This is a genomic window from Methylosinus sp. R-45379 (assembly GCF_001644125.1).
In the GTDB taxonomy this organism is placed as follows: domain Bacteria; phylum Pseudomonadota; class Alphaproteobacteria; order Rhizobiales; family Beijerinckiaceae; genus Methylosinus.
Genome location: NZ_LUUM01000037.1, coordinates 1 through 8487, shown reverse-complemented (window position 1 = coordinate 8487; position 8487 = coordinate 1). Strand labels below are relative to the sequence as shown.

Annotated in this window: 6 protein-coding genes; 5 read left to right on the top strand and 1 reads right to left on the bottom strand. The window is 67.0% G+C overall.

Going from position 1 to position 8487, the window contains the following annotated elements; all coding sequences use genetic code 11:
* A partial coding sequence (locus A1351_RS02445; protein WP_064032052.1) for a nicotinate-nucleotide--dimethylbenzimidazole phosphoribosyltransferase occupies positions 1 to 771 on the top strand: 771 nt, incomplete at its 5' end.
* A 34-nt stretch (positions 772 to 805) separates the two neighbouring features.
* Here the strand turns inward: A1351_RS02445 and glpE are convergent.
* Positions 806 to 1603 carry a thiosulfate sulfurtransferase GlpE gene (gene glpE, locus A1351_RS02440; RefSeq protein WP_024878744.1) on the bottom strand — a complete coding sequence of 266 codons (798 nt, stop codon included), beginning with the start codon at positions 1601 to 1603 and terminating at the stop codon, positions 806 to 808.
* A gap of 222 nt (positions 1604 to 1825) precedes the next feature.
* Between glpE and A1351_RS02435 the strand changes: the two genes are divergently transcribed.
* From A1351_RS02435 to pnp, 4 genes are all read left to right on the top strand, one after another.
* Complete coding sequence (locus A1351_RS02435) at positions 1826 to 3595, top strand: symporter-like protein (RefSeq protein WP_024878743.1); 1770 nt, start codon at positions 1826 to 1828, stop codon at positions 3593 to 3595.
* A gap of 41 nt (positions 3596 to 3636) precedes the next feature.
* On the top strand, positions 3637 to 5370 hold the full coding sequence (locus A1351_RS02430) for a DUF6270 domain-containing protein (protein WP_157096053.1): 1734 nt from the start codon (positions 3637 to 3639) through the stop codon (positions 5368 to 5370).
* Between the two features lie 175 nt (positions 5371 to 5545).
* Positions 5546 to 5815, top strand: coding sequence for a 30S ribosomal protein S15 (rpsO, locus tag A1351_RS02425; protein ID WP_018266720.1), 270 nt, complete (start codon positions 5546 to 5548; stop codon positions 5813 to 5815).
* Between the two features lie 358 nt (positions 5816 to 6173).
* Positions 6174 to 8318 carry a polyribonucleotide nucleotidyltransferase gene (pnp, locus tag A1351_RS02415; RefSeq protein ID WP_024878741.1) on the top strand — a complete coding sequence of 715 codons (2145 nt, stop codon included), beginning with the start codon at positions 6174 to 6176 and terminating at the stop codon, positions 8316 to 8318.
* The last annotated feature ends 169 nt before the right edge of the window (positions 8319 to 8487 follow it).

Genomic DNA, 8487 nt, shown 5'->3' with positions numbered 1-8487 from the left:
ATTGATCGCCGCGCCGCCGACGGTGAAATTATCCAGCATCTGCCGCGTGACGGCGGCGCGGCGATCAATCAGATCTGCAAGGCCAATGGCGTCGGCCTCAAGGTCTTCGAGCTAGCGCTCGAGCATCCGACACGCGATTTCACGACGAGCGCCGCAATGGAGGAGCGCGAGGCCGCCGGCACTCTGGTCTATGGCATGGAGGCGGTGGACGGCGGGATCGATCTTTTGGCGCCGGGCGAGATGGGCATAGGCAACACCAGCTCGGCGGCGGCGATCTACGCCGCGCTCTATGGCGGGCCGGCGGCGCGCTGGACCGGGCGCGGAACCGGCGTCGACGACGAAGGGCTCGCGCGCAAGAACGCCGTCATCGACGAGGCGCTCGCCTTTCACGCCGGACATTTGTCCGATCCGCTGGAGATTTTGCGCCGGCTCGGCGGGCGCGAGATCGCCGGCATGATGGGCGCGATGCTCGCGGCGCGGCGCAATCGCATCCCCGTGCTGCTCGACGGCTATGTCGCCTGCGCGGCGGCGGCGCTGCTGCATGCGACGAGCCCGGACGCCATCGCCCATTGCCTCGCCGGCCATGTCTCGGCGGAGGGCGCGCATAGGGATGTGCTGGAGCGGCTCGGCAAGAAGCCGCTGCTCGATCTCGGCATGCGGCTCGGCGAGGGCTCCGGCGCCGCGCTGGCGATCGGCGTCGTCAAGGCGGCGCTCGCCTGCCACAGCGGGATGGCGACTTTCGCCAGCGCCGGCGTCAGCGGCAAGGATTAGGACGCGTCATTCCCGGCCGCTGAATTTCCCGGGCTCACGACGCCGCCGCCAACACCTTGCGGCGCTTCACCTCCGCGCGCATCAGATCGAGGCATTCCTTGGTCGAGGCCATGTCCAGCGCGGTGAGGCCGAGGCCCGTCTCGAAGGAAGGGTCGGCGCCGGCCGCCATCAATTGCGCCACGGCGCGGGCGCGGCCGGAGGAGGCGGCGAACATCAGCGGCGTCGCGGCGTTGACATTTATGTGCTGAATGTCGATTCCGGCGCGGATCAGCAGCGCGATATTCTCCTCTATCTCGCCGACACAGGCGAGCCACAGCGCCTGATTGCCGTCCACATTGGTCGCATGGAGATCGGCGCCGGCCTGCAGCAGCTCGGCCACCAGCGCCGGCGGGGCGAGGCGCGCGGCGACCATCAGCGGCGTCACATTGTCCTTGTTGCGGCCATTGGCGTCGCCGGGCGCAAAGCCGTGCTCGGCCAGAAAAGCCTCCAGGGCCGGGCTCAGCGCCGCCGTGGCGGGGGGCGCGGAACGCTCGGCGATCGCCCAGGCCTCATAGCCGCCGTCGAGGCTGTAGACGTCGGAAAAGCCCTGCTCGGCGAAATATTTGGCGTAGGCCTGGCTGGAATTGCCGTGATAGCAGCAGAACACCACCGGCCGGTCCTTCGGCGTCAGAGTGACGAAGGAGGAGATGTTCTCCCGCGTCGCCAGCTCGGCCCCATCTATATGGCCGCGCGCGAAAGAGTCCGGATCGCGCACGTCTATCACCAGCGCGCGCCCGCGCCCGATGATCTGACGCGCCGCGATGACGTCGATCCTGCGAAAATTCGCCTGCATGCCGCATTTCTCCCTTCGATCGCCCCGCGACATGCGAAGTCGGGGCCAACCGCCCCTCAGGGACCGCGCGCGCTGGTTTTCGGCGCCCTCGTCGGCTAGAGTCATTCCGGTTCCAATCGAACCGGAATGACTCTCGATTTCCTTGTTCTGCCGTGTTTTCTTCACGCGAACCGGTTCCCGCTTCGCTCGAAAACACTCTAGGCTCGTGGAAGGAGGCGCGACATGCGGGACACGGTAGAGAATTTCGAGGATCGGGCGCGGCTCGACGGACGCATCGCATTGGCGATCGTCACTTTCGCCACCGCCTATGGGCTCGTCGCTCTGCTCGATCGCGTCGGCGCGCCGGAGCGGCTGGTGGCGCTGGTGTCGCCCTATTTCACCGTGGTCGCTCTGGCCGCGCTGGGCTTTCTGCTGCATTCCATGCGCGTGTCCTTCTATTACGCGGCGGGACGGGCGGCGCCGGCCGCCTATGTCGGATTCGCGCAGGCCGCGCTGGTCACGGGCCTCGCGGCGCCTTTCGCGGCTCGGCTCACCGGCGCCGGCTCGCCGCTCGGCGTGACGCTCGGCCTGCTGCTCGGCGTCGCGCTCATCGGCGCGGCGACCGGGCCAGCGCTGCGCAAGACCGGGGCCTTCTCGCTGTCCGATCTGCTGGCGGCGCGCTTCTCGCGCATGGAGCCGCGGCTCGGCATGATCGCCGTCGCCGCGCTCACCTCGGCGATCGTGGCGCTCGCCGGCTATCAGACGGCGGTGGACGCGCTGGTCGGCTTCACTGGCGCGGGCCGGCCCTTCGCGGCCTTCTTCATCGGCGCGGCGATTCTCCTGATCGCGGGACCGGGCGGCGTCGGCGGCGTGCTGTGGAGCGCCTGCGCCGCCGCGGGCGTGCTGATGGCGGGCTTCGCTCTGCCGCAGATCGCCCTCATGGCCGAAGGCTTTCCCACGCCCTTGCCGCTCATCGGCGATCAGGCCGCCTGGAGCGAGGCGACGCGCATCATCCAGAATTGGCGGCTGGCCCGGCCTGCGCCGGTCGCGCTCGAGATCACCACAGCGCTCGGCCTGGCGCTCGGCCTGGCGACTCTCGCGCCCGCCCTCGCCCCATCGGTGGCGACGCGGGATGTGGCGGCGGCGCGGCGGGCCGGGATCGCGGCCATGTTCTGGACATTGACGGCGGCGGCGCTGGTGGCGGCGACCGTCGCCTCCTCCGCGCTGATCGTCTCCAATGTCGCCGTCGGTCAGACGCCGGAACGGCTCCCCGAATCCATCTATTCGGCGAGCGCGCGCGGCCTGCTGCAGATTTGCGGCGCCAAGGCGGACGGCCCGGCGCAGGCGCGCGCCGCCTGCCTCGCTCGCAAGCTGGCGCCCGCCGCGCCGCTGCGGCCGGAGGATATTTCCGTGCGCGCGGAATATCTCATCGGCGCCCTGCCGCAATTGGCCAAGCTCGGCGCCGCGCTCAGCGGCCTCGTCGCCTCCGGAGTCATCGCCGTCGGCCTGGCGCTGGCGGCGGCCAGCCTGCACGCCTGCGCCGCCGCGGTCGGCCATGACGCGCTCTATCGGCTGCGCGCCGAATCGGCGCTGACCAGCCGGCGCCTCGCCATCACGCGGCTGGCGCTGGTCGGCGTCACTGCGCTCGGCTCGGCGACGAGCGCAGCCAACGCCATAGACGCGCGCACCCTCGTCGGCATGGCGCTCGCGCTGTCGGCGGCGGGCTTCGTTCCGCTGATCGGCCTCGCGCTGTTTCCGCGCGCGCAAGACCGCGACGCGATGGTCGGCCAATTGGCGGGCGTCGCGACAATGGCGGTGACGCTGATCGTCGATTCGTCGCCGCCGGACATAGAGCAGCTCGCCTGGGCCGGACTCTGCGGCGCCATCGCCGGGCTGCTCGCCGGCGGTGTTTCGGCGCAGGCTTTCTCGCGAGAGACGCGGCAATCACGTAATTTCGTGGAAGAGATTTTACGCGGCGAAGGCAATGTGCTACATCTCGATAAAGGAGCCTGAGATGCAATATTGTGTCGAATCGCTGTGAGAAGAAGCTGACAATGGCGAAAAAGCACAATTCGGGTAAAAACATCAGCGTTGTTGCAAGAGAAAGCTCTGAGTTCCCTGCCGAGAAGGCCTATGTCGAGGATCGCCGCAAGAGCTTTATAACATTGGGCGGCTGCTCTACTTATGAGAGCGGTCTCCGGCTGAATGAAGGTCTTTTCCGATCGCGCGGACATTTGTGGCGCCGCCCGACGATCGCGCTGGTCGCCGATCCGATCGAGAAGATCGATTCGCGCTTCTCCTGCCTGCCGCCGGAATTCCTGACCTATCTCGTCAATGACGCGAAAAAGCTGCATCTGCCGAATCTTCTGGAGATGGACGCAGAGCTGCTGATCTTCGACTTGACGCGCGATCTGCGCAGCGGCGTCGTCGCTCTGAGCGAGACGCAATTCGTCATCGATCCGCTCGAGGGCGTCCATATTCTCGAGGGCCTGACGCCCGAGACGATGAATCAGGACGTCTTCGACAAGGTCTTCAAAGGCGGCGAGCGCATTTCCTTCCACGCCAATTGGGCGCGGTTCTTCCCGCTGTGGAAGCGCGCCTTCGCGCGATCGATCGAGATTTTGTCGCGGAAATTCTCGCGCCTCGTGCTGCTCGAGCATTATTTCACCTGCAAGGTGAATGGCGTCCCCTACACCTATGACTTCGCGCCCGGAGCCGCGGAGATGGCGAATGTCGCGCTCGAGAAAATGTATGATTTCGCGCGCAGCTTCGACAATATCTCCTTCATCTCGCTGCCGCGGAAGCTGTTCATCACCGGCCGCGAGGCGCCCTGGGGCGGACCGAGCGACACGCATTACTTGCCAGAGGTCTATCTTCTCTACGCCGAGAAGACCGCGCAGCTGCTCTTCCCCGAACGCGAGGACGGCAGCCGCGCCATCATCGATCAGCTCTTCCTCCGGGCGGCGGAGCGCGATGATCTGATCGTGCAAATTCAGGCCCTCACCGAGGAGCGCGACCGGCTGGCGACCGACAACGCCGCTTTCGCCGCCGCGCGCGACGCCGCGCTGGAGGAACGAGACGAGATGCGCGCGCGGCTCGAAGGCGCGGCCGACGATACGCTCACGCCCCGCGACGATCATGCCCCCGCCACAGCGGAGAATGACGCCGATTTCGTCGAGTGTGAGAGCGCGACGATCGAGACGAGAGTGATCAGAGCCGAGCGCGACGCCGCCCTTGCCGAAAAGGCCGCGGCTGTCGCCGAGCGCGCTCTCGCGCTCTATGAGAGAGAGGCGATGCGAAGGGAGCGCGACGCCGCCGTCGCGGACCGTGATCGCATCCTCGGCGAAAATGCCGCCATGGCCGCCGTATGGAGCAAGGAAGCTCACGAGAAGGAGGCGATGCGGGCCGAGCGCGACGCGGCCATTGCGAACGCCGAGGCCTTTGCGGCGGACCGCGATCGCATCATGGGCGAAAACGCCGCCATGGCCGCCGAATGGAGCAAGGAGGCGCATGAGAAGGAGGCGATGCGCGCGGAGCGCGACCAAGCCGTCGCCGACGCCCACGCCTTTGCGGCCGATCGCGATCGCGTCCTGGCCGAAAGCACCGCCTTGCTCGTCGAGCGCGATCGGGCGTCCGGCGAGATCGACGAGATCATCGCCCAGCTCGAGGCCGCTCTCGCGCATAGCGAGGAGCTCGCCGCCGAGCGCGACCGCCTCGCCGCCGAGAAAGCCGCGCTCATCTCTGAGCGCGACGACGCCCGCGGAGCGAGCCTCGTCGACGCCCAGTGACGCCGCGAGAGGCCCGGCGGAGAGGGCTCTCTATCCTTCCCTCCCTTTTCTGCTATAAGCCCCTCGCACGCCCGGTTTTCCGGGCGGCTCCGCTCGCGGCGACCCTCGCTGGACGACATCCCGGCCCCGGCCGCGGCCTGCGGACCCACACCCGAAAACGAAAAGGACCTCACCGATGTCGATCACTGCGGAGCGCAAGCAGGCGCTCATCAAGGAATATGCGACCAAGCCGGACGACACCGGCTCGCCGGAAGTGCAGGTGGCGATCCTCACCGAGCGCATCACCAATCTGACCGGGCATTTCAAGACCCATGTGAAGGACAATCATTCGCGTCGCGGTCTCTTGAAGCTCGTGTCGCAGCGTCGCCAGCTGCTCGACTATGTGAAGTCGAGAGACGAGCCGCGCTATCGCTCCATCATCGAGCGTCTCGGCATTCGTCGCTGAGTTCACGCCCGCTCGCGGGACGAGCCTCGAAAGAGGCCGAGAGAAAGCGAGATCGCGGTCCGCCGCGATTTCGCGTATGAAAAAACGGTTCGGCCGAACGATTCGGCCGCTTCATTGCCGGAAGGGATGCGCGAAAGGGCGGCCCTTCCAACGTTCGGCGGGCGGCATGGGGCCGCGCCGCCGGCCCTCGGCAGATCGTCATGGCAGGATCGCCGGACGCTGAGGCGAGGATCTTTCGAAGCGTTCGCGGCTTCGCGTCTTTGAAAATCCCCGCCCCGCAGCCTCTCGCCGTCTTGCCCATGACGCCTCGCCAAGCCGACGCGCAACATGGCGCGTCATGAGAGAAAGACGAAAAGACATGTTCCAAATCCATCGCGAAGAACTCGACTGGGCGGGCCGCAAGCTGATCCTCGAGACCGGCAAGATCGCCCGCCAGGCGGACGGCGCCGTTTTCGCCAGCTGGGGCGAGACCACAGTGCTCGCGACCGTCGTCTCGGCCAAGGCGCCCAAGCCCGGCCAGGACTTCTTCCCGCTGACCGTGAATTACCAGGAGAAAGCCTTCGCCGCGGGCCGTATTCCGGGCGGCTATTTCAAGCGCGAAGGCCGCCCCAGCGAGCGCGAGACGCTGGTCTCCCGCCTCATCGACCGCCCGATCCGCCCGCTGTTCCCCGACGGCTATCGCAACGACACGCAGGTCATCGTGACCGTGCTGAGCCATGATCTCGAGAATGACCCGGATATTCTCGCCATGGTCGCCGCCTCGGCGGCGCTGACGCTCTCCGGCATTCCCTTCATGGGGCCGATCGGCGGCGCCCGCGTCGGCTATATCAACGGCCAGCTCAAGCTCAATCCGACGATCGAGGAGATGAAGCTCTCGGCGCTCGACCTCGTCGTCGCCGGCACGTCGGACGCCGTGCTGATGGTGGAATCGGAGGCGCAGGAGCTCTCCGAGGATCTGATGCTCGAGGCGGTGATGACTGGCCATCGCGGCTTCCAGCCGGTGATCGACGCGATCATCCGCCTCGCCGAGCGCGCCGCAAAGGATCCGCGCGACCTCAATGTTGTCGACAAGACCGAGGTCGACGCCGCCGTCGACGCCATCGCCGAGGCCGAGCTGCGCGCCGCCTATAAGATCACGGTGAAGCAGGATCGCTACGCCGCGGTGGACGCAGTGAAGGCCAAGGTCTTCGCCGGCCTGCTGCCGGAAGGCGGCGAGGCGAAATTCTCCAAGGAGCATGTCGCAGAGGCCTTCCACGATCTGCAGGCCAAGGTCGTGCGCTGGAACATTCTCGACGACGGCATCCGCATCGACGGCCGTGACGTGAAGACCGTGCGCCCGATCGTCGCCGAGGTGGGCGTGCTGCCGCGCGCGCATGGCTCGGCCCTGTTCACCCGCGGCGAGACGCAGGCGCTGGTCGTCGCCACGCTCGGCACGGGCGAGGACGAGCAATTCGTCGACTCGCTCGAGGGGACGTATAAGGAGCGCTTCCTGCTCCACTATAACTTCCCTCCCTACTCCGTCGGCGAGACGGGCCGCATGGGCTCGCCCGGCCGCCGCGAGATCGGCCATGGCAAGCTCGCCTGGCGCGCCATCCGCCCGATGCTGCCGGCGGCCGCTGAATTCCCCTACACGCTGCGCGTCGTCTCGGAGATCACCGAGTCCAACGGCTCCTCGTCCATGGCCACTGTCTGCGGTTCCTCGCTGGCGCTGATGGACGCGGGCGTGCCGCTGAAGAAGCCGACGGCGGGCATCGCCATGGGCCTCATCCTCGAGGGTGAGCGCTTCGCGGTTCTCTCCGACATTCTCGGCGACGAGGACCATCTCGGCGACATGGACTTCAAGGTGGCGGGCACGTCGGACGGCGTCACCTCGCTGCAGATGGACATCAAGATCGCCGGCATCACCGAGGAGATCATGCGCGTCGCGCTCGCCCAGGCGCGCGACGGCCGTCTGCACATCCTCGGCGAGATGTCCAAGGCGCTCACCACCTCGCGCGCCGAGCTCGGCGAGTTCGCTCCGCGCATCGAGACGCTGAAGATCGCCACCGACAAGATCCGCGAAGTGATCGGCACCGGCGGCAAGGTCATTCGCGAGATCGTCGAGAAGACCGGCGCCAAGATCAATATCGAGGACGACGGCACGGTGAAGGTCGCCTCCTCCGACGGCAACTCCATCAAGGCGGCGATCAATTGGATCAAGTCGATCGCCTCCGATCCGGAGGTCGGCCAGATCTATGAGGGAACCGTGGTGAAGACCGCCGACTTCGGCGCCTTCGTCAATTTCTTCGGCGCCAAGGACGGCCTCGTTCACATCTCGCAGCTCTCCAAGCAGCGCGTGAACAAGACCACCGATGTGGTGAAGGAAGGCGACAAGGTGAAGGTGAAGCTGCTCGGCTTCGACGATCGCGGCAAGGTGCGCCTCTCCATGCGCGTCGTCGATCAGCAGACCGGCGAAGACCTCGAGGCCAAGGAAAAGGCCGAGGCCGCCAACGCCGGCGAGTGAGGCCCGGCGAGTCGAATGACGGATAGGGCTCGCCCGGCGGGCCCTCATCCGACCCTCGCTGACGCGAGGGCCACCTTCTCCCCCTGCGCGGGAGAAGGACGCGCTTTTTTCTTCGAGTAGGCGCAATATCGAGCGGGCGCCACGTTCGACGCCGCACTCCTTCTCCCGC

Excerpts from the sequence above, each read along its gene's own strand:
- glpE (WP_024878744.1), bottom strand. The coding sequence starts at position 1,603 with ATGCAGGCGAATTTTCGCAGGATCGACGTCATCGCGGCGCGTCAGATC.
- A1351_RS02435 (WP_024878743.1), top strand. The coding sequence starts at position 1,826 with ATGCGGGACACGGTAGAGAATTTCGAGGATCGGGCGCGGCTCGACGGA.
- A1351_RS02430 (WP_157096053.1), top strand. The coding sequence starts at position 3,637 with ATGGCGAAAAAGCACAATTCGGGTAAAAACATCAGCGTTGTTGCAAGA.
- rpsO (WP_018266720.1), top strand. The coding sequence starts at position 5,546 with ATGTCGATCACTGCGGAGCGCAAGCAGGCGCTCATCAAGGAATATGCG.
- pnp (WP_024878741.1), top strand. The coding sequence starts at position 6,174 with ATGTTCCAAATCCATCGCGAAGAACTCGACTGGGCGGGCCGCAAGCTG.